Genomic DNA, 23,174 nt, shown 5'->3' on the forward strand with positions numbered 1-23,174 from the left:
GCCCCGCCGCCTTTCGTGTCATCGCCGCCTCCTCCGTTCGGAGGAGTGAGAAGAGCCTTCGAGGGACCGTTCGTGGCTGACGGCCCCTCCTAGACGGGCCGCTGCAACACCACCATGCTGCGGTCCACCAGGGTCAGCCGGTCCCCGGCCTGCACCTTCGTGACCGCGCCGGGCGGCACCCCGTCCGAGCGGGCGGTGTCCACCAGAACCTGCCACTGCCGGCCGTGGTTGACCGGCACCACGAAGTCCAGGGTCTTGGGCGAGGCGTTGAACATCAGCAGGAACGAGTCGTCGGTGATCCGCTCCCCGCGCGTGCTCGGTTCGGAGATCGCGTTGCCGTTCAGGAACACTGCCAGGGCCGACGCCTGCGCCCGGTCCCAGTCCCGCTGGGTCATCTCCTTGCCCTCCGGAGTGAACCAGGCGATGTCCGACAGCTCGTCGTGGGTGCCCTCCACGGGCCGCCCGTGGAAGAAGCGCCGCCGGCGGAACACCGGATGCTCCTTGCGCAGCCGCACGATCGCACGCGTGAAGTCCAGCAGCTCCCGGCCGGGCCCGTCGGCGTCCGGCCACCGCACCCACGCAAGCTCGCTGTCCTGGCAGTACGCGTTGTTGTTGCCGAGCTGGGTGCGCGCGACCTCGTCGCCGTGGCTGATCATCGGGACGCCCTGGGAGAGCATCAGCGTGGCGAGGAAGTTCCGCATCTGGCGGGACCGCAGCTCCAGGACGGCCGGGTCGTCGGTCTCGCCCTCCACCCCGCAGTTCCAGGACCGGTTGTGGCTCTCGCCGTCCCGGTTGTCCTCGCCGTTGGCGTGGTTGCGCTTGTCGTTGTACGAGACCATGTCGTGCAGCGTGAAGCCGTCGTGGCAGGTCACGAAGTTGATCGAGGCCAGCGGGCGCCGCCCGTCGTCCTGGTACAGGTCGGACGACCCCGTCAGCCGGGACGCGAACTCGGCCAGCGTGCGCGGCTCGCCGCGCCACAGGTCCCGCACGGTGTCGCGGTACTTGCCGTTCCACTCGGTCCACAGCGGCGGGAAGTTGCCCACCTGGTAGCCGCCCTCGCCCACGTCCCAGGGCTCGGCGATCAGCTTCACCTGGGAGACCACCGGGTCCTGCTGCACCAGGTCGAAGAACGACGACAGCCGGTCCACCTCGTGGAACTGGCGCGCCAGGGTGGCCGCGAGGTCGAAGCGGAATCCGTCGACGTGCATCTCGGTCACCCAGTACCGCAGCGAGTCCATGATCAGCTGCAGGACGTGCGGGGACCGCATGAGCAGCGAGTTCCCGGTGCCCGTGGTGTCCATGTAGTAGCGGGGATCGTCGGTCAGCCGGTAGTACTGCGGATTGTCGAGGCCCTTGAAGGACAGCGTCGGCCCCAGGTGGTTGCCCTCGGCGGTGTGGTTGTAGACCACGTCCAGGATGACCTCGATACCGGCCTCGTGCAGTGCCCGCACCGCCGACTTGAACTCCAGGACCTGCTGTCCGCGGTCGCCCCAGGAGGCGTACGCGTTGTGCGGGGCGAAGAAACCGATCGTGTTGTAGCCCCAGTAGTTGTTGAGGCCCATGTCGACCAGGCGGTGGTCGTTCACGAACTGGTGTACGGGCATCAGCTCCAGTGCCGTGACGCCCAGCTCGGTGAGGTGCTCGATGATCGCCGGGTGCGCGAGGGCGGCGTAGGTGCCGCGCAGTTCCTCAGGCAGCCCCGGGTGCCGCATGGTGAGGCCCTTGACGTGGGCCTCGTAGATCACCGTGTGGTGGTACTCGGTGCGTGGCCGCCGGTCGTCGCCCCAGTCGAAGTACGGGTTGACCACGACCGATGTCATCGTGTGCGGCGCCGAGTCCAGGTCGTTGCGCCGGTCGGGGGCGTCGAAGTGGTAGCCGTACACCTCCTCGCCCCAGCGGATGGAACCGCTGATCGCGCGCGCGTACGGATCGAGCAGCAGCTTCGCCGAGTTGCAGCGCAGGCCGCGCTCGGGCGCGTACGGGCCGTGCGCACGGAACCCGTACCGCTGTCCCGGCATCACGCCGGGCAGGTACGCGTGCCGTACGAACGCGTCGCTCTCCCGCAGTTCCACCGCCGTCTCCGAGCCGTCGTCGTGCAGCAGACACAGCTCTACTCGGTCCGCGGCCTCCGTGAAGACCGCGAAGTTGGTGCCGGCGCCGTCGTACGTGGCGCCGAGCGGATACGCCTCTCCAGGCCAGACCTGCATGGATACGACTCTTCCAGGTGTCTCGCGCCGCCGGGGTGCCTTGGCCCCGAGTGTCCCCGAAACTGATGGAACCACCTATGACTTACGTCCCTCTTACCGGGCGACCAGTGCATACCCCGTCTCATACGGGCGGTATGCCGAACCAGCGGGGCAAATAACAACTCCCGGGATGTCGGGGAAGCAAGGGGAAGACGTGCGCGACGCAGTGCGCCGCCATCTCGGCAAGGTGGTGGCCGGTACGGCCATCGCGGTGGCATCGACCGCCGTGATGGTCGGCATCACCCTGCCGGGGTCGGCGGGGGCCGACGACACGACCGGCGGCAAGGCGGGCGGCCAGGCCACGCAACAGGCGGGGCAGGGCGAGGGGCAGGGACAGGGCGCGGCCGCCCCGCCCGGTGTCGTGGAGCAGGTCCCGGCCGAGGGCGAGAAGGGCAAGGGCAGCGACCCGCTCACCGACGACGAGATCGAGCGGGTCGAACAGATCGCTGTCAACCGGCAGCTGTTCAACGCCAGCGAGGACGTCGAGGGCGAGCGCGGCCCGCAGCGCCTCAGTGTCGACCTCGCCGAGCCGGAAGCGGACGAGGCGGACGCCACGGACCCGCCCCGGCGCGCCGACGTGACGTTCTACGACTACCGGGACGACACCCTCGTCACCAAGACCGTCGACCTCGACACCGGCAAGGTCGTGCAGACCGGCGAGCAGCGGGGCGTCCAGCCGCCGCCGAGCCGGGCCGAGAACATCGAGGCGGCCGCGCTCCTGATCGCCGACCCGCTGGGCGCGGGCCTCAAGGCGGACTACAAGGACTCCATCGGCAAGGAGCTCACCTCGCCGGACCAGCTGTCGCTGAGCGGCGGCATCTACCGCGCCGCTGAGGGCGCCCAGCCGGCCGCACTGGACAAGTGCGGCGAGCACCGCTGCGTGCGGCTGTTCACGAAGGTCAAGAACGGGCCGTGGATCGACACCAGGAACCTGGTGATCGACCTGAGCGCCCGCAAGGTCGCCGACCTCGGCCGCTGAGCCGGCCTTCGTCCACCCTTTCGAACCTGCACCTCCTGCGAGGGAGTCACTTCTTCATGCGCGTCAACAGAAACAGCCATGCCCGCCGCCGGACGGCCGCCCTCGGCCTCGCCGTGGCCGCGCTCGCCGCCGGCCTGACGACCGGCGCGGGACCGGCCGCCGCCCAGCCGAGAACCGCCGCCGCCGCGGCGGCCGCGCCCGACTGCAGCGCCGCCTACCGCATCGAGCAGAAGCTCTCCACCGGCACGACCTGGCGGATGTGCTGGCGCTACGACGGCAAGGCCGGCCTCGTCCTGGACGACGTCTCCTACCAGCCCAAGGGCGAGACCAAGCCGATCAAGGTCCTCAACAGCGCCCGGCTCGGCCAGATCCACGTCCCCTACGACGACGGAAAGTGGGAGTACGACGACCTGACGGGCTACAACTTCGCCCAGGGTCTGATGGAACTGGCGCCCGGCGAGTGCCCCGGCGGCACCATCAAGTCCGTCAAGGTCCCGGACGGCAACCCGGACGACCCGAACGTCAAGGGACTGTGCACGACGACCCGTTCCCGCGGCCACGCCTACCGCATGCAGGACAACTTCACGAACAAGCTCTACCAGGCCCAGGGCAAGGACTTCCTCGTCTACACGGTCAACCAGGTCGGCTGGTACGAGTACATGACCGAGTGGCGCTTCCAGGACGACGGCACGATCACCATGAACGTCGGCGCCACCGGCAGCCTCTCCTACGACGACTACGACTCCGGTGACGGACGCGGCTGGCCGATCGGCAAGGGCGCCAAGGCCGCCGCCACCAGTCACAGCCACAACGTCTTCTGGCGCCTCGACTTCGCCCTCGACGGCTCCTCCAAGAACCGTGTCGAGCAGTACGACTCGGCCGTCACCACCCGCGGCCAGCGGACCCCGACCACCAAGACCACCCGCACCAAGGTGACGAAGGAGGCCGCCGGCGACACCAAGGCCTACCGCTGGTGGCGGATGGTCAGCGCTGCCGGCAAGAACAAGGACGGGCACGCCCGGTCGTACGAGATCGTCCCGGGCACCACCACCAAGTACCCGGGCCGCAGTTACACCAAGCACGACCTCTACTTCACCCAGTACAACAAGTGCCAGCTGTTCGCCAGCAACAACCCGGGCAGCTGCGCCGGCACCGGCAAGTCCGTCGACAAGTGGGTCAACGGCCAGACCCTCACCCACCCGATCGTCTGGATGAACGTCGGCTTCCACCACATAGCCCGGGACGAGGACCAGCAGCCCATGCCGGTCCACTGGCAGGGGTTCTCCATCGTCCCGAGGGACGTCACGGCTATGAATCCGCTCACTCCCGACGACCTGGCGTGGCAGAACGGCCACTGGCAGCCTCGTAGTTGAGAAACGACCTGTCCATCCGGCTGCACCGCCGACCGGTCCCGGAGTACCCTTCCTTGATCGTTGGGACGGGGAGTGCTCGGGGGAGCGGAAGGCGGTGCGCGGGTGGGCTCGGGAGGGCTGGAGCTGCCCCCTGGTGACGAGGGTCACGAGGGGAACTCCACAGACGCCCCGCCCGGCACGGTGTCCCTGGCCCGGCCGATGGACGCCGGTGCCATCGGTCCGGAGCTGGACTGGGACGCCGACGCCTGGCGCGAGGTACGTACACGCGCGCAGCGGGCCGGCCGGGCCTACATCTGGCTGAACCTCGTCGAGCAGCGGCTGCGCTCCGTCGTGGCCGCCGTCCTGCGTCCCATCTACGAGCCCGTCCACGGCGACGACTGGGTGGTCGCCGCGGCGGGGCCCGCCGGGCAGGAGTGGGTCCAGCGCGCGGTCGCCGTACGCGAAGTCAGCCGCCGCAAGGGCTACTTGCTCGACCCGGCCGACGACAACGTCCTCAGCTTCCTCACCCTGCCCCAGCTGCGCGAGCTGATGGTGCAGCACTGGCCGTGCTTCGAGCCGTACTTCGACGAGCGCCGGGACGTGGAACTCGCCCTCGACGAGCTCGAGGTCACCCGGAACGTCGTCTCGCGCAACCGGGCGCTGTCCGAGGCGGTCCTCGGACAGGCCGAACGGGCCTCGGCCCGGCTGCTGGAGATGCTCGGCACGGCCGGCGACGTGCCCTCCGCGCGCCGGCTGCCGGTCGACGCGGTCGAGGACCTCGTCGGCGACCGCTACGGAGACGTGGTCGCCGTGCACTCCGACCGGGTGCGGCTCATGCGGCAGTTCCCCGCCGAGGACATCTTCGGCAGCGCCCGCCGGCTCGACGCCGTCGGCATCGGCCTCAACCTGCTCGTGCAGAACTTCTCCGGCCGCCGCCTGGTGCGCCTGGCCGAGTCCGGCTGCCGGGTGCGGCTGCTGTTCCTCAACCCCGCCTCCAGCGCGGTCAAGCGGCGCGAGCGTGAACTCGGTATAAAGCGGGGCGAACTGAGCCGCGCGGTCGAGATGAACATCCTGCACATGCGCCGGGTGCGCTCCAATCTGCGCGACCCCGGAGCCTTCGAGATCCAGGTCTACGACGAGACGCCCCGCTTCACGGCGTACCTGGTCGACGGCGACGGCGCGGACGGCGTCGCCGTGGTGCAGTCCTATCTGCGGCGCTCGCGGGGCATGGAGGCGCCGGTGCTGGTCCTGCGCGGCGGGAGCCGACTCGTCAAGCCGGGCGAGGCCGACGAGGTCGGTCTCTTCCCGACCTATCGCGAGGAGTTCGAGGTGGCTTGGGCGGATTCACGCCCGGTGTCCTGAACTGTCCCCGGCGCACGCCGGTAAGCGGAACGCGGTCCTCTGATTGTCAGTGGCGCATGGGAAGGTGGAGACCACTGGGGGAAAGCACCACCAAGAAGGGGGAACCACCCATGGGCTGGCACCGCGAGCTGCTGATCGGCTTCGACCTGGAGACGACCGGGACCGATCCGCGTGAGGCGCGCATCGTCACGGCCGCCGTCATCGAGGTTCGGGACGGGCAGCCGTTGGGGCGCCGGGAGTGGCTGGCCGACCCCGGCGTGGAGATCCCGGCGGACGCGGTGGCGGTGCACGGCATCAGCAACGAGCGCGCGGCCGCCGACGGCCGGCCCGCCGACCAGGTGGCCGACGCGGTCGCCGACGTCCTGGTCGGGTACTGGAAGACGGGCGTGCCGGTCGTCGCCTACAACGCGGCCTTCGACCTGACCCTGCTCTCCGCCGAACTGCGCAGGCACGGCCTGCCGTCCCTGCGCGACCGCCTCGGTGGCGTCGACCCGGCCCCGGTCGTCGATCCCTACACGATCGACCGCTGGGCCGACCGCTACCGCCGTGGCAAGCGCAACCTCGAAGCGGTCTGCACGGAGTACGGCGTGCTGCTCGAAGCCGCCCACGACGCCTCGGCCGACGCCCTCGCCGCGGCCCGGCTGGCCTGTGCGATAGCCGGACGCCACCCCAAGGTCGCGGCCCTCGGCCCGGCGGAGCTGCACCGCCGCCAGATCGAGTGGTATGCCGAGTGGGCGGCGGACTTCCAGAGCTTCCTGCGCCGCAAGGGCGAGGCGGACGCGGTCGTGGACGGCACCTGGCCCCTGCGGGAGTTGGCGGACGAGCCGGTCTGAACCCGGGACGTCACGCCGCGGGCGGAGCCGAGACGGGCGCCACCCGCGGCCGGGCGAGCCGCGCGTAGTCGGCACCCGAGATCATCAGCGACCGGTCCAGACGGGCCGCGTTGAAGTACAGCCGGGGCCGCGCCACCACGTCCGGGTCGGCGACCACCTCGAGCCCGGGATCGAAGCTGAAGGGCAGCACCGTCCCGGGGACGGCACGGGCCAGCCGCTCGGCCGTCTCCGCGTCGCTGAAGCCGACGTACCGGGCGTCGAACAGCACCCGGACGGCGGCCATGTCGACCCGCCGGTCCCCGGGGACCACCGCGAGGACGTGACGTGTGGTGCGCCGGTCGACCCGGACCCGCAGCACGATGCACTTCACCGCCTCGGAGGCAGGGTGTCCGCGCAGCGCGCAGACGGCGTCGGTGGTGCCTTCGGGCTCGTGGTCGATGAGGCGGTAGTCGACGGCGGCGGTGTCGAGCAGCGAGATCAGACGGCCGTAGGTGTCGTGGGCGGTGGCGGACCGGGTGTCGGTGTCGGCCATCGGGCGTCCTCCTGGGCGGGTCGGGGGGTGACGGGTTCGGCTTGCTCGTGTCGTGGTGCGGTGCGGTGCGGCGGGGCACCGGCCCGGTGGGCGCGTTCCACGGCCTGCCCCCAGTAGGTGCCGGCGACCATCACAGCCGCGCCGAGGCCGGTGAGCGGGGTGAAGTGCTCGCCGGCGAGGGCGATGCCCACCACGGCGGCCCAGATCGGCTCGGTGCCCAGCAGCAGGCCGGCCCGGCTGGCGGAGGTGCGCTGGATGGCCCAGGTCTGCGCGAGGAAGGCGAACACACTGCAGAACAGGGCGAGATAGAGCAGCTGCGTCCAGGTCGCGGCGTCGGCGTGGGCCAGGGACGGCAGCTCGCGGGCGGCCGGCACCAGGAACAGGGCCGAGCCGACGAGGGTCTGCACCGTCGTCAGGTGCAGGGGGCGGATCGCCCGGCCCGCGGTGAGCCGGCCGACGAGGGCCACATGTCCCGCCCGGACGAACGCAGCGGCCAGCATCAGCAGGTCGCCGAGGCGGGGCGCGTGGAATCCGTTGCCCGACATGAGGAGCCCGACCGCCAGGACGCACAGGCCGGCGGCGGCGTAGAAGGCCGGTGGCAGACCGCCCGGGTGGCCCGCGCGGTCGAGGAACGGGGTGAGGACGATGGTCAGGCTGATGATCAGCCCCGCGTTGGCGGCGGTGGTGTGGGCGACCCCGTAGGTCTCCACGACCAGCACCGCGGCCTGGGTGACGCCCAGGGGCACACCGGCCCGGAGCTCGTCGCGGGTCCACCGGCGCGGCCCGCGCCGGGACCCGGTGCGGGCCGCGACGAAGCCGAGACAGGCGAGGGCGGACAGGGCGTAGCGCGCGAGGAGGACCAGCAGGACGGGCAGGGCCGCGGTGGCGGTCTGGGCGGACAGATAGCTGGAACCCCAGACCAACGCGACCAGGAGGAGTACCGCATCGGTACGGCGGGCGTCAGGCACCCGCCTACGGTGCACCGACGGGCCCACTGAAGCCCAGAACCACTTTCTTCAACGATCTTTTAGCGATCCTACAGAGTCCTTCTAGACTGAGGAGGTGGACGAACGGCAACTGCGGATCCTTCGGGAACTGGGCGAACTGGGCAGCGTCACCGCGGTCGCCGAGGCGCTGCTGGTGACACCGTCGGCGATCTCGCAGCAACTGCGGCTGCTGCAGCGCTCGATCCCCGTGCCGCTGACCGAGCGCGAGGGGCGCCGGCTGGTGCTCACCGACGCCGGGCAGGCGCTGGCGGGCGCGGCCGTCGAGGTGGAGACGGCGCTGGCACGCGCCCGGCACACGGTCGAGGAGTTCGTGGGCCGGCCGGACGGCGAGGTGTCGGTGGCGGCGTTCCACAGCGCGGGTGCGGCGTTCTTCCCGCTGCTGCTGCGTGCTTTCGCCGGCCCGGGACATCCGGTGCTGGCACTCGCCGACCAGGACGTGGCGCAGGACGACTTCCCGCGGCTGACCCGGGAGTACGACGTGGTGCTGGGACACCGGCTGGACCACGCCCCGCCGTGGCCGCGCGCGGTGAGTGCGACCACTCTGCTGCGCGAGCCGCTCGACGTGGCCCTGCCCGCCGACCATCCGCTCGCCGGCAGGCGACGGCTGACACCGGCCGACGTGGCCGACGAGCAGTGGATCACCGTGCACGAGGGCTTCCCGGTCCGGGCGACCATCGAGGCGATCGCCGCCGCGGCGGGCCGAAGGCTTCGCCTGGCCCACACCATCAACGAGTTCTCGGTGGCAGCGGAGGCGGTGGCCGCGGGAGGAGGCATCGCGCTGATGCCGCGCTGGACGTCGCGCCCCCACCCCGCGCTGGTCCTGAGGCCGCTCAGTGGGGTGCAGGCGCGTCGGCACATCGACGCCTTGCACCGCCCGGAACGCGCGGCACGCAGAGCGGTCCGCACGGCCCTGACGGAACTACAACGGGCGGCAGGAACCATCCAAGCCCGGGACGCACACTCCTGAGGGGCGCGGGGAACCGCGCGACCAGCCACAGCGGACCCGCAGTCGCCCGAAACAACATCCAGCCCCGAGCCTTCGGGCGCTCAGAACGCGTACCACCGCACCTTCTCGTCCCCGTCCCGCAGCGACGCGACCCGCCGCTCGAACTCCGCCCGCGCCCTCGGGTTGCTCGGCGCGTGCTGGGCCACCCAGGCACAGCTGGCCGTCTCCCGGGCGCCCCGCAGCACCCCGCACCCCTCCCACTCGCGCACGTCCCAGCCGTACACCTCGGTGAAGGAGCCGTACGCCTCGGCCGGCAGCCCGTAGCGGTCGTGGGAGAGCGCCATGACGACCAGGTCGTGTTCGCGCAGGTCGGCGGAGAAGGTCTCCAGGTCGACGAGGACCGGCCCGTCGGGGCCGACATGGACGTTGCGGGGGAGCGCGTCACCGTGGATCGGTCCCGGCGGCAGATACGGGGTCAACGCGGCCGCGGCCGCCGCGAAGCCGTCGCGGCGCTCGCGCAGGAACGCCGCGTCGGCCGGGTCGACCGCGTCGCCCGCCAGACGCAGCCAGCGTTCCACGCCGCCCAGCAGTTCGCGGGGCGGAAGGACGAAGGAGGGCAGCGGCAGCGCGTGCACCGAGCGGAGCAATTCGGCCAAATCCCGGGGCTCGGCGGGCCGCAGGGGATCGGGCAGCCGGTGCCACACGGTCACCGGGTGGCCCTCGACCAGCCGTGCCTCGGGCTCGGCCGCCCGCACCGCCGGCACGCCCGCCTCCTCGAGCCAGGCGGCGATGTCCAGTTCGCGGCGGGCGCGGTCGAGGAGTGCGGCGTCGCGGCCCACCTTGACGGCCAGGTCACCGGCGGCGAACACCGCGTTCTCGCCCAGGGCGAGCAGCCGCGCGTCGCGCGCCGAGCCGGGCAGGACGCCCGCCGCGTCCAGTACCTCCCGCGCCTGTGACTCGTCCATCCGTGCGCCTCCGTGTCCGTCCTCGATGTCCCGGATACGGCGGTTTACCGGGCGCGCGCTGCCGCACGCGCCGTCGAGTTCCCGCCATCCGTCGGCCAGTCTCGCATTCGTACAGGTCGGGGCGTGTGCGCGGTGCCTTGACGGCGCATACGCCCTTCACGACCATGACGGGGGCCCGCCGGGCCCCGGATCGGTACGAGCCACGCCCACGCATCGAGTTCGCGGCAAAGGAGCCGACCACGTGACACGGGTGACCGCGACGAAGCGGTCGACGCCGGGCGCGCCACGCGCCGGCGGGGGCCGACGGCGGCCGGACCACGGCGCCTGGTTCCTGGTGCTGCCCGCGCTGATCCCGATCCTGGTGCTGAGCGTGGGCCCCCTGCTCTACGGGATCCTGCTGGCCTTCACCGACTCCCAGTCGGGCCGCACCCGGCCCACGCAGTGGATCGGCGCCCTCAACTTCCGGGACCTGCTCCACGACACCCTGTTCTGGGAGTCGTTCCGGATCGGCCTGGTCTGGGCGGTCGGGGTGACGGTCCCGCAGTTCCTGCTGGCGCTGGGCCTCGCCCTCCTGCTCAACCAGGAACTGAGGCTGCGCTGGCTGGCCCGCGCCCTGGCGATCATCCCGTGGGCCATGCCGGAGGTCGTGGTCGGTGTGATGTGGCGGCTCGTCTACAACCCGGACGCGGGCGTCCTCAACGAGACCCTGCGCGACCTCGGCCTCGGCGACGGCCGGGACTGGCTCAGCGGCCTCGGCACCGCCCTGCCCGCGGTGATCGTCGTCGGCATCTGGGCGGGGATGCCGACCACCACGGTCGCCCTGCTCGCCGGCCTCCAGAACACCCCCCGCGAACTCCACGAGGCCGCCGCCGTGGACGGAGCGGGCGCCTGGCGCCGCTTCAGGACGGTCACCTGGCCGGCGCTCAGACCGGTAGCCCTCGCCATGGTCGCGCTCAACCTCATCTGGAACTTCAACTCCTTCGCCCTGGTCTACGTGCTCACCAGCGGCGGCCCCGGCGGCCGCACCCGCCTGCCCATGCTCTTCGCCTACGAAGAGGCCTTCCGATACGGCCAGTTCGGCTACGCGGCGGCGATGGGCTGCGTGATGGTGGCCGTGATCTCGGTGCTCCTCGCCCTCTTCCTGGTGGGCCGGCTCAGGGCGGGTGACGACACATGAGGACCAGCACCACCGGCCGCATCGGCCAGTACGCCGCGCTGCTCGCGTATCTCGTCTTCCTCGCCTTCCCGTTCCTCTGGCTGCTCTCCACCGCCTTCAAGTCGCCGCGCGAGCTGGGAAGTCCGCACCCCGGCTGGATACCCGAGGACCCCACCCTCGACAACTTCCGGCAGGCGTTCGACGAGCAGCCGCTGCTGCGCGCCGCGGGCAACTCCCTGCTCGCCGCGGTCGGCGCCGCCGTGATCGCCGTACTGATCGCGACCCCCCTGGCCTACGTCATGGCCCGCGGGCGCACCCGGCTGGCGAAGGCGGCGACCGGCTGGGTGGTCGTCAGCCAGGCCTTCCCACTCGTGCTGGTCATCATCCCGCTGTTCCTGGTGCTCAAGAACCTGCGGATGATCAACTCACTGGCGGGGCTGGTCCTGGTGTACGTCGTGTGGGCGCTGCCGTTCGCGCTGTGGATGCTCGTCGGCTACGTCCGTGCGGTGCCGGCCGAGCTGGAGGAGGCGGCGGCGGTCGACGGCGCCGGCAGGCTGCGGACCCTGGTGTCGGTGACCGCGCCGCTGCTTGTGCCGGGGATCGTGGCGACGGGGTTGTTCGCGTTCATCACGGCGTGGAACGAGTTCTTCTTCGCGCTGGTGCTGCTGAAGACGCCGGAGAAGCAGACCCTGCCGGTCGTCCTCACCCACTTCATCGGCGCGGAGGGCGTCGCCGACCTCGGCCCCCTGGCCGCGGCGGCCTTCCTCGCCACCCTTCCCTCACTGGTCGTCTTCGCGGTCATCCAACGGCGGATCACGGGCGGCATGCTCACCGGGGCGGTGAAGAGCTGATGCGGAACAAAGTCGTGGGCGCGCTCGTCCTCGCCGTGGCCCTGGTGCTCGCCGGCTGCACCGACGGCGGCGGCGCCTTTGGCGACGGCCGGGTCACCCTCCGCTTCCAGTCCCTGGCCTGGCAGGAGGAGTCCGTCGAGGTCAACCAGGAACTGGTGAAGGAGTGGAACGCCAGCCATCCCGACGTCAAGGTCGAGTACGTACAGGGTAGTTGGGACGGCGTCCACGACCAGCTCCTCACCTCCTTCGAGGGCGGCGAGGCCCCGGACATCATCCACGACGCCTCCGACGACCTCGCGGACTTCGCCTACGGCGGCTACCTCGCCGACCTGACCGATCTGCTGCCCGCCCGCCTCAGGTCCGACATCCCCCAGCGCAGCTGGGACGCCGCCACCTTCGGCGACGGCGTCTACGGCGTGCCCTTCCTCCAGGAGCCGCGCGTACTCATCGCCAACGCCACCTGGCTGGAGGAGTCCGGCGTACGCGTCCCGACCCCCGAACAGCCCTGGACCTGGCCGGAGTTCCGGCAGATCACCGATCAGCTCAGCGGGGACGGCACCTACGGAGTGGCCTGGCCGCTCAAGGAACCCGTCTCCGCGAGCCTCAACCTGTCACTGTCAACCGGCGGACAGCTCTTCCACCGGGGTACGGACGGCAAGGTCACCATCCGCTTCGAGGGCGCCGACCAGGTCGTGCCGCGCACCATCCACGACCAGGCCAACACCGACCGCAGCGCCTCGCCCACCACCCTCGGCAGCGGCGGCTCGGACACCCTGCCCGGGTTCTTCGGGGGCAGGTACGCCATGGTGCCGCTCGGGTTCTCCTACCGTCAGCAGATCGCCCAGCAGGCACCGAAGGGGTTCCGGTGGCAGGTACTGCCCGCCCCCGCCGGCGCCGACGGGCTCACCCAGGGCGTCAGCCCGCAGACCCTGTCCGTCGCCGAGGACAGCCCGCACAAGAAGGAGGCCGTCGCGTTCCTCGACTTCCTGCTCAGGCCGCGGAACATGGTCCGGCTCGCGCTGGGCGACTGGATGCTGCCCACCGGCACCCAGGCTCTGAAGGACCCCGCCCTGCACACCGCGAGGGACGGATGGGCCACGGGCACCGCCCTCGCCGCGCATCTGCGCCCGGCGCCCGCGCAGTCCGTGCGCGGCTATCCCGAGTGGAAGGACAAGGTCGCCACCCCCGCGTTCCAGGAGTACTACAGCGGGGCGATCGGGCTCGGTGAGCTGCGCGAACGACTGGAAAAGGACGGCAACCTCGTCCTGGCCCGTTACCAGCGCTGAGGGCCGGCCGCAGGGAGAAAACCCGTTGCCCGCCGCTCGGCGGTCCGCCTAACGTCCCCTCCGTGGGACCCAACGCGATGAACATCTCCGGTCACGGCCGGGGCTGCACGCACGCCATCCGGACGCGCCGCCGCCCCGGTGCCCTGACCGGCCCGGGGGACACCGCCCGCTGACGCCCGCGCGTCAGGGGCCGCCCCCGCACCGACGTACGCCGTGAAGCGCGCTCGGCACCGCCGTGCGCCCGCTCGGCGTGCCGTCCTCCTGTCTCCGGTCGGGGCCTTCGTCTGCCCGTATCCCTCACGGACGACAAGGACCGCAGGCCATGGCCCGCCCCACCCACGTTTCCCGCGCGCTTTCGCAGAACTTCCTCGCCGACCGCGCCGCCGCCCGCCTGGCCCGACTGGCCGCACCGCACCCACGGCAGGTGCCGCTGCTGCTCGAAGTCGGCGCGGGCAAAGGCGCGTTGACCGAGCTGCTCGCACCCCGCTGCGAACGGCTGCACGCCTACGAGATCGACCCGCGGCTGACTCCCGCACTGCGCGCCCGCTTCACCGACCGGCCCCATGTGCGCGTCCTCGACGGCGACTTCCTCGACGCGCGCCCACCGCACACGCCGTTCTCCGTCGCCGGCAACGTGCCCTTCTCCCGAACCGCCGCCATCGTCGACTGGTGTCTGCGGGCCCCCGCGCTCACGGACGCCACGCTCCTCACCCAGCTCGAGTACGCCCGCAAGCGCACCGGGGACTACGGGAGCTGGACCCTCCTGACGGTCCGCAGCTGGCCCCGCCACGAGTGGCGCCTGGTGGGCCGGGTCGGCCGGCGCAGCTTCCGGCCCGTGCCCCGCGTGGACGCCGGGATCATCCGCGTCGAACGCCGCCGTACGCCGCTGCTCGACGCCGCCGGGTACCGGAGCTGGCGACACCTCGTGGAGCTGGGGTTCTCGGGCGTGGGCGGCTCGCTGCACGCGTCACTGTGCCGCGCGCACCCCAGGCGCCGGGTGGACGCGGCCTTCCGTGCCGCGCGCCTGGATCCGGGCGTGCTCGTCGGCGAGGTGGCGCCCCAGCGGTGGCTGCGGCTGTTCGAGGTGCTGGTGCCGTGAGCGTCGTCCCCGACCCCATCGGTTGCACGAGACGTCTCGTCTCGCCTAAGGTCGACGACATGACCAGTCGCTCGCACATCGCCATGTTCTCCATCGCCGCCCACGGGCACGTGAACCCGAGCCTCGAGGTGATCCGCGAGCTCGTCGCGCGCGGGCACCGGGTGACGTACGCGATTCCGCCCGTCTTCGCCGGGAAGGTCGCCGAGGCCGGCGCCGAGGTGAAGCTCTGGAACTCCACCCTGCCCTCGCCCGACGACGACCCACAGGCATGGGGCACGACCCTGCTGGACAACGTGGAGCCGTTCCTGGCCGACGCGATCCAGGCGCTCCCGCAGCTGATCGAGGCGTACGAAGGGGACGAGCCCGACCTCGTGCTGCACGACATCACCTCCTACCCGGCCCGCGTCCTGGCCCACCGCTGGGGCGTGCCCGCGGTCTCCCTGTCGCCGAACCTCGTCGCCTGGGAGGGCTACGAGAAGGAGGTGGCCGAGCCGATGTGGGCGGAGCCGAAGCGGACCGAGCGCGGGCGGGCCTACTACGCCCGCTTCCACGCCTGGCTGGAGGAGAACGGCGTCACCCTGCACCCGGACGACTTCGTGGGCCGCCCCGCCCGCTGTCTCGTCCTGATCCCGAAGGCGCTGCAGCCCAACGCCGACCGGGTGGACGAGGGCGTGTACTCCTTCGTGGGCGCCTGCCAGGGTGACCGCGGCGCGGAGGGGGAGTGGCGGCGGCCCGCCGGCGCCGAGAAGGTCGCCCTGGTCTCGCTCGGGTCCTCCTTCACCAAGCAGCCGGACTTCTACCGGGAGTGCGTCAGGGCGTTCGGCGAGCTGCCGGGCTGGCACCTGGTGCTCCAGATCGGCAGGCACGTCGACCCGGCCGACCTGGGGGACGTACCGGAGAACGTCGAAGTGCGCTCCTGGGTACCCCAGTTGGCGATCCTCAAGGAGGCCGATCTGTTCGTCACGCACGCCGGCGCGGGCGGCAGCCAGGAGGGTCTGGCCACGGCCACGCCGATGATCGCCGTACCGCAGGCCGTGGACCAGTTCGGCAACGCGGACATGCTCCAGGGGCTCGGTGTCGCCCGCCGCCTCGACACCGAGGAGGCGACCGCCGAGGCCCTCAGGGCGGCCGCCCTCGCTCTCGTCGACGACCCCGAAGTGGCCCGTCGGGCGCGGGACATCCAGGCTCAGATGGCGGGGGAGGGCGGCACGCGCCGGGCGGCCGACCTGATCGAGGCCGAGCTGCCGGTACGGCAGGCGTAGCGGCAGCGGGGCACACAAGAGGGCCCGTTGGCTCCCCGGTAGCCAACGGGCCCTCCGTCACAAGGCGGTTCAGACCCCCAGGCGCTCACCCTCGTCGTCCCGCACCACGGGCCGCGCCACGGCGTCCGCCGACTCGTCGTGGGTCAGGTCCGGCAGCCGGTGCAGCCACTTCGGCAGGTACCAGTTGCGCTCGCCGAGCAGGGCCATCACCGCGGGGAGCAGCACACCCCGGATGATCGTCGCGTCGATGAGCACCGCGGCCGCGAGACCGACACCCATCTGCTTCATGGACTGCATGGACAGGGTGCCGAAGATGGCGAACACGGCGACCATGATGACCGCGGCGCTGGTGACGACCCCGGCCGTGGTGACCACGCCGTGCTGGATCGCGTCCTTCGTCGTACGGCCGCGCAGCCGCGCCTCGCGGATCCGCGAGACCACGAACACGTGGTAGTCCATCGACAGGCCGAACAGGATCACGAAGAGGAACAGCGGCAGCCAGGTGATGATGGCGCCGACGCCCTCCGCACCCACCAGGGACGCGCCCCAGCCGTGCTGGAAGACGGCCACGAGGATGCCGTAGGCCGCGCCCACCGACAGCAGGTTCAGCACGATCGAGGTGATCGCGATCGTCAGCGAGCGGAACGACAGCAGCATCAGCGCGAAGGCGAAGACCACCACGAACGCGAACACCGGGACCACCGCTCCGGCGAGCTGGTCGTTGAAGTCCTGCGACCCGGCGACCTGCCCGGTGACCGGTGCCTCCAGGCCGTCGACCTTGCCGAGCGTGGCCGGACGCACCTCGTCACGCAGCTTGTCCAGGCTCGCGCCCGCCTTGTCCAGGTCGGAGCCGCCGACCAGCGGGACGTACACGAAGGCGATGTTCTGCTGGTCGTGCAGCTTGATCTCGACCGGGCCGCGCGAGGCACCCGAGGCGACCGCCTCCTGCTTGAAGTCGGCCAGCGCCGCCCGTACTTCCGGAGCGTTGATGTCGTCGGCCCTCACGACCACCTCGGCCGGCTCGGAGCCGCCCGGGAAGGCCTCGTTGACCCGGTTGTAGGTCTGCACGATGGGCAGCGAGTCGCCGAACTCCTGGTCCAGCGTGAGGTTCTGGGTCTTCATGCCGAGCGCGGGAGCCGCGATCGCGAGCAGCGCGCCGGCCGCCACCACGACGGAGATGACGGGCCGGGCGAGCACGCCCTTCAGTACGGCCGTCCAGAACCGGCTTTCGCCGTTGCCGTTGCGGCGCCGACGGCCCAGGAACGGAATGCGGCCCTTCTCGACCCGCCCGCCCAGCAGCGACAGCAGCGCGGGCAGCACGGTCACGGAACCGACCATGGCCACGGCCACCACCATCAGCGAGGCCAGGCCCATCGCCTCGAACTCGGCGAGCCCGGTGAACAGCATGCCAGCCATCGCCACGCACACCGTGACACCCGAGACGATGATCGCGCGGCCGCTGGTCGCGGCGGCGATCCTCAGGGCCGTCTGGGCATCCCGTCCGGCCTCCCGCTCCTCCCGCTCCCGGCGCAGGTAGAACAGGCAGTAGTCGACGCCGACGGCCAGACCGACCAGCAGCATCACCGAGTTGGCGGCGTCGGTCATCGGCTGGAAGTGGCTGACGATGCCCATGAGGCCCATCGTCGCGATGATCGCGGTGAGCGCCAGCGCCACCGGCAGCAGCGCCGCCACCAGAGCGCCGAAGGCGATGAGCAGAATGCCGAGGGCCACCGGCACCGCGGAGTACTCGGCCTTCTTGAAGTCGTCCCCGAACGCGTCGTCGAACGTCTTCATCATGCTGGCCCCGCCGATCTCCTCGATCCGCAGCGACCCGTGCTCCTTCTGCACCGCCTCGACGGCCTTCAGTACCGGCTCGACCCGCTCACCCGCGGTCTCCGCGTCGCCGCGCATGTCGAACTGCACCAGCGCGCTGCGGCCGTCCTTGGAGATGGTTTGCGTGTCGTACGGCGAGGTGACGTCCGTGACCTTGCCGGTCCCCTCGACCGCCTCGACGACCGCCGTGACGGCGGCGCGGAAGTCGGCGTCCGTGGCCTTGAGGCCGCCGTCCTTCGACTGGATCAGTACGGTCTCGCCGGCCGGCTCGTCGATCCCGGCGTCCTCGATGATCTTGGCGGCGGTGTGGGTCTCGCCCTTCAGCTGGTCGCTGTCCTTGACGTCGACCCGGCCGGCCGCGGAACCGAGCCCCATCGCCAGGACGACGAACAGCACCCAGATGCCGACGGCAGCCCATCGGTGTCGGGCACTCCACCCGCCCGCCCGGGCGGCCAGACCCCGCACCCGTGTATCTCCGTTCCCCATGATGGGCTTGCCCCCTCGTGAGCGGTGACAGCCCCCTGCCGCCACCTTTCGTTTCGAAGGTATGGGTCGGATAAGGCCATCTCGTCGTGCTGCCCGGTGAGGTGTGAGGCCCGGGAATCATCCCCTTGGACACCGCATCTCCCCACTGGGGAGGACAGTGGCCCCTTACATCTACCGGGGTGTCCGGTCCGTCGGCAGCGCCCGTATTTGTTATTACAAAACCTTGTTGAATAAGTCACAGGTGCGTGAAGCGGTTGATCCGCGCCCTTCGGATCGGCCAGAGTTTCGCGCAGTCCGCACCTGCGGCGGCGGCCGTCGTGCCCACCCCCACGGGGCACGACGGCCGCTCTATGGTGTGCGGATGACGACGACGTATGCGGCGCTGCTGCGCGGGATCAACGTGGGCGGCAAGAAGAAGGTCCCGATGGCCGACCTGCGCACGCTGATGGAAGGCCTCCGGTACGAAGGCGTCCGCACCTACCTGCAGAGCGGCCAGGCGACCTTCGCCAGCGACCAGGGCGACGAGGAGACCCTCGCGGCGGAGCTGTCCGGGGCCGTCGAGAAGCACTTCGGCTTCCCCGTCGACGTCATCGTGCGCGATCACGCCTATCTGAAGGCGGTCGCGGACGCCTGCCCCTTCCCGGCCGCCGAGCTGGAGGCCAAGCAGCTCCACGTCACCTACTTCTCCGCGCCCGTCGGCGCGGAACGCTTCGCGGAGATCGACCAGGCCGCCTACCTGCCGGAGGAGTTCAGGCTCGGCGACCGTGCCCTGTACCTGTACGCCCCGGAGGGCCTCGGCCGCTCCAAGCTCGCCGAGCAGCTGTCCCGGCCCCGGCTGAACAAGGGCGTGGTCGCCACCAGCCGGAACTGGAACACCGTCGTCAGACTCGTGGAGATGACACGGACGCCGCAAGGATGACCTTCCGGTGATCGCGGTAACCGCTGCGGGCGGTGAGCGACATGACCGCGTCCGGCACCCTGAGCCGCGGGTCCTCGTACAGCCGGCGCAGCTCGTCGTCCGTGCGGGCCGCGGCGACCGCGTCCATCAGGGCGAGGTCGTCCTCGGTGAGGTCCGCGTCGCTGCGGACGACCTCTCCCCACACGTCCCAGGGCAGCAGTTCCACGCCGTTGACCGCGGCGAGGTCCAGGAAGACGTTGGTGCGGATGTACCAGAGGCCGTCGAGGGCGCCGTGGAACCAGACGCCGAAGGTCCCGGGGTCGGCGCCGCCCTCCCGGCACGCCCGCCACGCGTCCCCGGCCACCAGGAACCGGTCCCTCGGCACGTCGAACGGGTCGATGTCCACCTCGTAGGCCGGGTGCGTGACCTGGGCGTCCATCAGACGCCAACTCCCGTCCGGGAGCCGGTACTCGGTGACCCAGTGGTCGTCGTGGTAGCCCTCGACGAAGTACGCGGCGAAGCCGCAGCGGATCCGGGCGGGCGTGCCGGTGGCCCGCAGCAGCGCGCACAGCAGCAGTGAGAAGTCCCGGCACGTCCCCGCGAACCGCTCGTCGTAGGGCCGTCTCTCGGTGAGCGGCCGGTCCCCGCGCTCACGCAGGATCCGCAGCAGCTCCGTGACGTACCGCGCCTCGGCGTCGTCCAGCTGCCGGTCCTCGGGGATCGGGTGACCGAGGCGCTCGCTCTCCCCCCGATGAATGATCACATCCCTCACCAGCAGGGCGAGTCGGGCCGGGTCACGGGGCAGTGCGCCCGTGTCCAGGTCCCCCGGATCGCTGTACGGCGTCTGCTTCAGGTACCGCTCGAAGAGGTCCATGCCCGGGACCCTCGGCCTTGCCCCAGGGGCAAGGTCAACCCGTCGGCGAGCGGCTGTCGCGTTTGTTCAAGAGACCCGGGCGCGCCTTGCCTAGCGTGGGACGCATGAACAAGGACGACCTGTATCCGTACCTGACGGAATGCGCCGCCGAGGCGGCCCGAGTGGCGCGCGGTGTGGCGACGGCGCGGCTCGACGACCCGACGCACTGCCCGGACTGGGACGTCCGCGCCCTGGTCAACCACTGGGTCCTCTACACCTCCCACGGTCTCGAGCACCGCGCCCTGCGCAAGAAGCTCCCCGAGGAACTGACCGCCCGCGACTTCACCGCCGACCCCGGCTGGGCGGAGGCGTACGCGGCCCAACTGGAACGCGCGGTCGCCGCCTGGGCGGACCCCGCGGTGTGGGAGGGCGAGGTGGACCTCGGCATGGCCGCGATGCCCGCCCCCGAACTCGTCTCGCTGATCGTCAAGGAGACGGCCGTCCACGGCTGGGACGTCGCCGTGGCCACCGGCCAGGAGTTCCGCGTCTCGCAGGGCGCGGCGCGGCTGGTTTTCGACGTGGTCGTCACCCACGGCGACCTCTACCGCCGGTACGACGGCTTCGCCGACCCCGTACCGGTACCCGACAGCGCACCGGTGTTCGAGCGGGCGCTCGCCGCGAGCGGACGGGACCCCCGCACGCCGTCCCGTGCGGTGCGCGACTAGTTCCGCACCGCCCAGGCCGGTCTCGGGGCCGGGGTGAAGCAGACGGGCCCGACCTCAGGCCCTCTACGGCCCCTCAGGCCCCCACGGCCGCCAACAGCGGAGTCCGGGCCGCCTCGTACCGTGCCAGCAGCACCCGAGCCACCTCCGGTGCCGGGCCGAGCACGTCGGCCAGGACGTCCGCCTCGGCCGCGCCCCGCGCGATGCGGTCCGGCAGGAAGCCGGGGGCCAGGACGTACGGGGCGACGGCGACCTTCGCGCAGCCCAGCGCGCGCAGCTCGCGCACCGCGTCCTCGGTGCGGGGAAGGGATGCGGAGGCGAACGCAGGCCGCACGGCGCACCAACCGGTGTGCCGCCACTCCCGCGCGATTTCAGCGATCACTGCGATCGCCTCCGGGTCGGTGGACCCCGCCGAGGCCAGCACGACCCCGGTCGAGGACTTGTCGGCGGGCGCGAGCCCCGCCTCGTACAGGCGCCGTTCCAGCGCGGCGGTCAGCAGCGGCGACGGGCCGAGCACCTCCGCCTGCCGGATACGCAGCCGCGACGGCGCGTCCCGCAGGACCGCCGGGATGTCCGCCTTGGCGTGGAACGCGCGCGTCAGCAGCAGCGGCAGCGCCACCACGTCACGCACGCCCTCCGCCGCCAGGGACTCCAGCACCCCTTGCACGGAGGGGATGTTGAAGTCGAGGAAGCCGGTCTCCACCCGCACGTCGGGGCGCAGCGAGCGCACCCGGCGGACCAGGGAGTGCACCGTCGCGGCATGCCGCGGATCGCGGCTGCCGTGGGCGATCACCACGAGGACGGGGCGGACCGGCTTCCTGTGCATGGACTCAGCCCTTCACCAGCAGGCCGCGGCTGCGCAGCACCCACCGCTCGAGCGGGCTGAAGATCAGCAGGTCGATGGCGATGCCGACGAACAGGATCAGCAGGATCGCCAGGAACACCGTCGCCATGCTGCTGTTGGTGCGGCCCACCTCCAGCAGCTGGCCCAGGCCCACACCCAGGTCCGGCGCCTTCGCGATGATCTCCGCGGCCATCAGCGAGCGCCAGGAGAACGCCCAGCCCTGCTTCAGACCCGCCACATAGCCGGGCAGCGCCGCCGGCATCACGATGTGCCGGATGCCGCTCAGGCCGGTGGCCCCCAGCGTCCGTCCCGCGCGCAGGAACAGCGGCGGCACCTGGTCGACACCCGACACCAGACCGTTGGCGATCGACGGCACCGCGCCGAGCAGGATCACCGCGTACATCATCTCGGGCTCCAGGCCCAGCCAGATCACGGCGGCCGGCACCCAGGCCACCGAGGGCAGGGACTGCAGGCCGGACAGGATCGGGCCGATCGCCGCCCGCACGAACTTCACCCGCGCCACGACCAGGCCGAGCGGGGTGCCGATGAGAAGGGCGAGCGCGAAACCGAACAGACCCCGCGAGACGCTCGTCCAGATGTAGTCCAGCAGCGTGCCCTTGAGCCACGCGTCCTCGACCTCGGCCCACACCGCGCCGGGGGAGGGCAGCTTCGTCGGGTCGTCGACGATGTTCAGGGAGATCAGCCCCTGCCAGATCACCACGACCAGAAGGATCGCGGTGATCGGCGGCAGGATCTTCTCGCGGAAGGTCTGCCGGAAGGGCGGCCGGGCGGCGACCCTGCTCTCCAGCGCGTCGAGGCCCGCCTCTACGCTCCCGGTGTCCTGGACCGGTGTCGTGTCAGTGCTGGCCATGACGGCGGATCTCCCCACGCAGTACTTCGGTGATCTCGACGGACAGTTCCGCCACCGGCGCGTCCTCGATGCGGCGCGGCTGCGGGATGTCGACCGTCCACTCGCGGGCGATGCGGCCCGGCCGCGAGGACAGCAGGATGACGCGCTGGGCGAGCCGCACCGCCTCACGCACGTTGTGCGTGACGAAGAGGACGGACACGCCCGTCTCCGCCCAGATGCGCGTGAGCTCGTCGTGCAGCACGTCCCGGGTGATGGCGTCGAGCGCCGCGAAGGGCTCGTCCATCAGCAGCAGCCTGCTCTCCTGCGCGAGCGCGCGGGCCAGCGCGACGCGCTGGCGCATGCCGCCGGACAGCTCGTGCACCCGCTTGCCGTGCGCGCCCTTGAGCCGCACGAGTTCGAGCAGCGACTCGGCCCTGTCACGTCGCTCGTTCTTCGGAATTCCCCTGAGCTTGAGTGCCAGCTCGATGTTCTTGCCCGCGGTCAGCCACGGGAACAGGGCGTGCTCCTGGAACATCAGGGCCGGGCGGCCGTCCGTCGTGATGGACCCGACGGTGGGCTTGTCCAGCCCCGCCACCAGGTTCAGCAGCGTGGACTTGCCGCAGCCCGAGGCACCCAGGAGGGTGACGAACTCGCCGGGCGCGACATCGAGGGTGATGTCGTCCAGCACGAGCTGCTGTCCGGCGGGGCCCGCGAACGACTTCGAGACGTGCTCGATCCGGGCGGCGTGTTCGGCCGCGGCGGTGTCGTCGGCGGCCTTGGCGAGGGTCGTGGCCATGGTCGTCACCTCCTGG

Annotated in this window: 20 protein-coding genes and 1 pseudogene; 12 read left to right on the forward strand and 9 right to left on the reverse strand. The window is 71.4% G+C overall.

Translation table 11 applies throughout. The features are described from left to right. Positions 1–89: 89 nt before the first annotated feature. Complete coding sequence (gene glgX, locus AQJ84_RS01125) at positions 90–2,207, reverse strand: glycogen debranching protein GlgX (protein WP_030045607.1); 2,118 nt, start codon at positions 2,205–2,207, stop codon at positions 90–92. Positions 2,208–2,400: 193 nt separating this feature from the next. Here glgX and AQJ84_RS01130 point away from each other — a divergent pair, with 193 nt between their 5' ends. From AQJ84_RS01130 to AQJ84_RS01145, 4 genes are all read left to right on the forward strand, one after another. Continuing rightward, positions 2,401–3,225 carry a hypothetical protein gene (locus AQJ84_RS01130; protein ID WP_030045608.1) on the forward strand — a complete coding sequence of 275 codons (825 nt, stop codon included), beginning with the start codon at positions 2,401–2,403 and terminating at the stop codon, positions 3,223–3,225. Between the two features lie 56 nt (positions 3,226–3,281). Beyond that, the gene (locus tag AQJ84_RS01135; RefSeq protein WP_053192746.1) at positions 3,282–4,598 is read left to right on the forward strand and encodes a copper amine oxidase; all 1,317 of its coding nucleotides are present in this window, start codon (positions 3,282–3,284) and stop codon (positions 4,596–4,598) included. A gap of 102 nt (positions 4,599–4,700) precedes the next feature. Then, positions 4,701–5,939: an SAV2148 family HEPN domain-containing protein gene (locus AQJ84_RS01140; protein ID WP_037804933.1), complete on the forward strand. Its 1,239-nt coding sequence runs from the start codon at positions 4,701–4,703 to the stop codon at positions 5,937–5,939. Positions 5,940–6,049: 110 nt separating this feature from the next. Next, a complete protein-coding gene (locus AQJ84_RS01145) occupies positions 6,050–6,772 on the forward strand; it encodes a 3'-5' exonuclease (RefSeq protein ID WP_053192745.1) in 723 nt (240 codons plus the stop codon). A gap of 10 nt (positions 6,773–6,782) precedes the next feature. Here AQJ84_RS01145 and AQJ84_RS01150 read toward each other — a convergent pair whose 3' ends face one another. Both AQJ84_RS01150 and AQJ84_RS01155 read right to left on the reverse strand, forming a co-directional pair. Continuing rightward, complete coding sequence (locus AQJ84_RS01150; protein WP_030045612.1) at positions 6,783–7,304, reverse strand: YbaK/EbsC family protein; 522 nt, start codon at positions 7,302–7,304, stop codon at positions 6,783–6,785. Continuing rightward, positions 7,250–8,272: a DMT family transporter gene (locus AQJ84_RS01155; protein WP_030045613.1), complete on the reverse strand. Its 1,023-nt coding sequence runs from the start codon at positions 8,270–8,272 to the stop codon at positions 7,250–7,252. The genes AQJ84_RS01150 and AQJ84_RS01155 overlap by 55 nt, the downstream gene beginning before the upstream one ends. Positions 8,273–8,366: 94 nt before the next feature. On the opposite strand from AQJ84_RS01155, the gene AQJ84_RS01160 reads away from it, so the two are divergent. After that, positions 8,367–9,278 carry a LysR family transcriptional regulator gene (locus tag AQJ84_RS01160; protein WP_053192742.1) on the forward strand — a complete coding sequence of 304 codons (912 nt, stop codon included), beginning with the start codon at positions 8,367–8,369 and terminating at the stop codon, positions 9,276–9,278. 80 nt (positions 9,279–9,358) lie between these two features. Here the strand turns inward: AQJ84_RS01160 and AQJ84_RS01165 are convergent, their stop codons facing one another. Next, positions 9,359–10,222, reverse strand: coding sequence for a phosphotransferase enzyme family protein (locus AQJ84_RS01165; RefSeq protein ID WP_030045614.1), 864 nt, complete (start codon positions 10,220–10,222; stop codon positions 9,359–9,361). Positions 10,223–10,463: 241 nt separating this feature from the next. On the opposite strand from AQJ84_RS01165, the gene AQJ84_RS01170 reads away from it, so the two are divergent. The 5 genes and pseudogenes from AQJ84_RS01170 to mgt all read left to right on the forward strand — a co-directional run bounded on the left by AQJ84_RS01170 (position 10,464) and on the right by mgt (position 15,876). After that, on the forward strand, positions 10,464–11,399 hold the full coding sequence (locus AQJ84_RS01170) for a carbohydrate ABC transporter permease (protein WP_053192740.1): 936 nt from the start codon (positions 10,464–10,466) through the stop codon (positions 11,397–11,399). After that, on the forward strand, positions 11,396–12,229 hold the full coding sequence (locus AQJ84_RS01175) for a carbohydrate ABC transporter permease (RefSeq protein WP_030045616.1): 834 nt from the start codon (positions 11,396–11,398) through the stop codon (positions 12,227–12,229). The genes AQJ84_RS01170 and AQJ84_RS01175 overlap by 4 nt, the downstream gene beginning before the upstream one ends. Further along, entirely contained in the window at positions 12,229–13,515 is a 1,287-nt protein-coding gene (locus AQJ84_RS01180) for an ABC transporter substrate-binding protein (RefSeq protein WP_030045617.1), read from the forward strand. Before AQJ84_RS01175 ends, AQJ84_RS01180 begins: the two co-directional genes overlap by 1 nt. 322 nt (positions 13,516–13,837) lie before the next feature. Beyond that, on the forward strand, positions 13,838–14,614 hold the full coding sequence (erm, locus tag AQJ84_RS01185) for an ErmE/ErmH/ErmO/ErmR family 23S rRNA (adenine(2058)-N(6))-methyltransferase (RefSeq protein WP_030045618.1): 777 nt from the start codon (positions 13,838–13,840) through the stop codon (positions 14,612–14,614). 22 nt (positions 14,615–14,636) lie between these two features. Continuing rightward, positions 14,637–15,876: pseudogene (gene mgt, locus AQJ84_RS01190) on the forward strand (macrolide-inactivating glycosyltransferase). A gap of 69 nt (positions 15,877–15,945) precedes the next feature. Here the strand turns inward: mgt and AQJ84_RS01195 are convergent. After that, positions 15,946–18,195 (reverse strand): MMPL family transporter, encoded by a 2,250-nt coding sequence (locus AQJ84_RS01195; RefSeq protein ID WP_053192737.1) that lies wholly within the window; start codon positions 18,193–18,195, stop codon positions 15,946–15,948. Between the two features lie 361 nt (positions 18,196–18,556). Between AQJ84_RS01195 and AQJ84_RS01200 the strand changes: the two genes are divergently transcribed. Beyond that, positions 18,557–19,114, forward strand: a complete 558-nt coding sequence (locus AQJ84_RS01200; RefSeq protein ID WP_030045623.1) for a DUF1697 domain-containing protein — start codon at positions 18,557–18,559, stop codon at positions 19,112–19,114. Here the strand turns inward: AQJ84_RS01200 and AQJ84_RS01205 are convergent. Continuing rightward, positions 19,077–19,967 carry a transglutaminase-like domain-containing protein gene (locus AQJ84_RS01205; RefSeq protein ID WP_030045624.1) on the reverse strand — a complete coding sequence of 297 codons (891 nt, stop codon included), beginning with the start codon at positions 19,965–19,967 and terminating at the stop codon, positions 19,077–19,079. The two genes, AQJ84_RS01200 and AQJ84_RS01205, sit on opposite strands and share 38 nt — an antisense overlap. 104 nt (positions 19,968–20,071) lie before the next feature. On the opposite strand from AQJ84_RS01205, the gene AQJ84_RS01210 reads away from it, so the two are divergent. Beyond that, on the forward strand, positions 20,072–20,671 hold the full coding sequence (locus tag AQJ84_RS01210) for a TIGR03086 family metal-binding protein (protein ID WP_030045626.1): 600 nt from the start codon (positions 20,072–20,074) through the stop codon (positions 20,669–20,671). Positions 20,672–20,744: 73 nt separating this feature from the next. Here the strand turns inward: AQJ84_RS01210 and AQJ84_RS01215 are convergent, their stop codons facing one another. Genes AQJ84_RS01215 through AQJ84_RS01225 form a run of 3 tightly spaced genes read right to left on the reverse strand, consistent with a single transcriptional unit; the run spans position 20,745 to position 23,158 of the window. Continuing rightward, complete coding sequence (locus tag AQJ84_RS01215; protein ID WP_030045627.1) at positions 20,745–21,494, reverse strand: sirohydrochlorin chelatase; 750 nt, start codon at positions 21,492–21,494, stop codon at positions 20,745–20,747. 4 nt (positions 21,495–21,498) lie between these two features. After that, positions 21,499–22,383, reverse strand: coding sequence for an ABC transporter permease (locus tag AQJ84_RS01220; RefSeq protein WP_030045628.1), 885 nt, complete (start codon positions 22,381–22,383; stop codon positions 21,499–21,501). Next, positions 22,370–23,158 carry an ABC transporter ATP-binding protein gene (locus AQJ84_RS01225; RefSeq protein ID WP_030045630.1) on the reverse strand — a complete coding sequence of 263 codons (789 nt, stop codon included), beginning with the start codon at positions 23,156–23,158 and terminating at the stop codon, positions 22,370–22,372. Before AQJ84_RS01225 ends, AQJ84_RS01220 begins: the two co-directional genes overlap by 14 nt. Positions 23,159–23,174: the final 16 nt, after the last annotated feature.

The sequence above is a fragment of the Streptomyces resistomycificus genome (genome assembly GCF_001514265.1).
In the GTDB taxonomy this organism is placed as follows: Bacteria; Actinomycetota; Actinomycetes; order Streptomycetales; family Streptomycetaceae; genus Streptomyces; species Streptomyces resistomycificus.